The 2,322-nt window shown below is 26.4% G+C and carries 3 protein-coding genes; all 3 read left to right on the top strand.

Features of this window, described 5'->3' with window-relative positions; translation table 11 throughout:
• Window positions 1–109 precede the first annotated feature (109 nt).
• Complete coding sequence (locus GQS58_RS16760) at window positions 110–595, top strand: hypothetical protein (RefSeq protein ID WP_166388035.1); 486 nt, start codon at window positions 110–112, stop codon at window positions 593–595.
• Between the two features lie 11 nt (window positions 596–606).
• Window positions 607–1,269 carry a hypothetical protein gene (locus GQS58_RS16755; RefSeq protein ID WP_166388033.1) on the top strand — a complete coding sequence of 221 codons (663 nt, stop codon included), beginning with the start codon at window positions 607–609 and terminating at the stop codon, window positions 1,267–1,269.
• A gap of 161 nt (window positions 1,270–1,430) precedes the next feature.
• Window positions 1,431–2,120: a hypothetical protein gene (locus tag GQS58_RS16750; protein WP_166388031.1), complete on the top strand. Its 690-nt coding sequence runs from the start codon at window positions 1,431–1,433 to the stop codon at window positions 2,118–2,120.
• The last annotated feature ends 202 nt before the right edge of the window (window positions 2,121–2,322 follow it).

Here is a 2,322-nt window from a genome sequence, read left to right as displayed (position 1 = left end):
GGAATTTCGCCGTTCGTGTTTTATTTACTAAATTCACTGCTTAAACAACGCAACAAAGCTTATACAACAACGTTGGCAGTAATAAAAAACTCGAACTCTAAATAAAACTATGAAAAAAAATAAGAACTTTCAAATCTTAAAAAAAATTAACATAGTAAAAGGGTATTTATTAGCAACAGAAATAAATCAAGTCGAAATAATTGAATTGCTAAATGAATTTTTTATCGAAACTGAATCGAAAGAAAAGGAAATCGAAAAAATTAAAGAGGAATTAAATAATGGAAACAAAATTAATTTACTGAATTTACTTAATAACTATAAAGAAAAAATTTCAAAATTAATTTTCATAAATCCTTGTTCCAAAATTTGGGACGATTTAGTACAAACAGAAAATCATAATACAAAATTCTGTATGGATTGTAAAAAAAATGTCTATTTGGTTCAATCTGAAGAAGAGTTAATTAAAAGAAGAAATTTGGAACAATGCGTTGCAATTAATACTTTAGAAACTAATTTAAACAAAGAGAATGACAAAAATTATAAAGCCTGTCATATCAAGTTTAAAGAAGAATACGAATTAGGTTTACCTTTTTAATTTAAAAAAATATGAAAGATATACATACATTAATTGCACTAAAATCAGCAGTTGAATTAAATAGGTTTAAAAGTTTAAACTTCTTCTTTTCGGAACTTTCAGATAAAAATTTAGTTAGAAAAATTATTAGTGAAATTAATAGAAGAAATTTCGGAAATATCTCAACTTTAATAGACAAATATCTTTACGATAATTTTAAAAATACAGTTTTTTATCAAGAGAAAGATATTAAACAATTTGATTTAGAACAGATTAATGATTGTAAAATCAGTAAAATAAAAGAAGTTTTAGGAATTACACAATTTGAATTTAATACTCTAAAAAATATTAACGGAGAAGGAACTGATTTTTTTAAACATTGGGACAACCTAAATAGATTTGCTGTTATTTCAAAAAAAGAATTAATAGAAGAGATTAAAAAAGACAATCAAATAAGTCTTGATTTCACAAAAGAACTTGTTATCGCTAAATTAGGTTATTATACGAAATTTACGATTGAAAAACACAACCCGAATAAATCAAATCTTGATGAATCAGGTCATAATGAATTTTATGAAAGACAGACTTTTGAGGATTATAATGGTTCACACGCACAAGATTATGCTGGTTATAGCGACCAAGAAATTGACTCAATATTTGAAGGAGATGCAGATAATTATTGGAACATTGATTAGTAAAAAAAGAATTACTACTGCCAACACCGTATAAACTTTATTGCTGGTTTTGGCTCACTTGGGAAATTCCTCCGGAATTTCGCCGTTCGTGTTTTATTTATTAAATTCACTGCTTAAACAACGCAACAAAGCTTATACAACAACGTTAGGCAACATAAGAAATGAATATTTTTAATCGAAAAACAAAACAGAAACATATAGAACAATTTGGACAAAAAATTGCTGAACTATTGGAATCTGAATTGCCTCAATTAAAAAAAGCAATTAGTCTTTCCAAAGTCTATGGAATTAATTTTGTTTATAATCCGAAAGGAATTTATGTTTCAAGAGGATATACACCCAAAAATTTTGAAATAATAAATAGGAATCATAAAACAAGTTTTAATCTAACTGGAATTTCTGTATTTAATAAAAAGGAAAACATTTATAAACCTATTAAATTATATTATCAATCAGACGAATTAACTCAAATAGAAATTGAAAACCCTGAATATTTTCACAGAACATTTGACTTAAACCAAATAAAGAAATGGGAAATCAAGCTTGAGCATCTGAAAATGGAAAACCCTGACAAAAAAATTGCTGAAAAAATCCTGAAAAACCTAACAGCGGAACAAATCAAATCTTTGGAATTGAATTATACTTTTGAAATTGAATTGAACGAAAAATTGTTCTATACAATTCTGGATATGGAAGACGGAAATTATATTGCAGTAGACAAAAAGGGAAAAATATATCGTCTGAATCACGACCACGAAGAAAGAGTAAAATTAATTGCAAATGAACCAACTGAATTTTTTGAAACTTATAAAGGAAAAAAAAGTGAGTTGGAAAATATAATGAACGAATAAAAAAACGTTGCCTAACACCGTGTAAAAAAAATTGCTAAATTAGTGCTTTACTAAAAGCAGTTGCATTTTTGCAAACAACAATTTTCCTACGGAAAATAGCCGTTCACAAAAATCGCAACTTTCATTACACAACAACGTTAGCAAAAACTGGCTGAAAGTATAATTTAAGATCAAAAGTTATTTAAATAAACATTCTACTTTT

The organism is Polaribacter sp. 11A2H, assembly GCF_011379025.1.
Taxonomy (GTDB): Bacteria; Bacteroidota; Bacteroidia; order Flavobacteriales; family Flavobacteriaceae; genus Polaribacter.
The sequence above is the reverse complement of the archived record's forward strand: the minus strand, read 5'-3'. Positions and strand labels throughout refer to the sequence as shown.

Excerpts from the sequence above, each read along its gene's own strand:
- GQS58_RS16760 (WP_166388035.1), top strand. The coding sequence starts at position 110 with ATGAAAAAAAATAAGAACTTTCAAATCTTAAAAAAAATTAACATAGTA.
- GQS58_RS16755 (WP_166388033.1), top strand. The coding sequence starts at position 607 with ATGAAAGATATACATACATTAATTGCACTAAAATCAGCAGTTGAATTA.
- GQS58_RS16750 (WP_166388031.1), top strand. The coding sequence starts at position 1,431 with ATGAATATTTTTAATCGAAAAACAAAACAGAAACATATAGAACAATTT.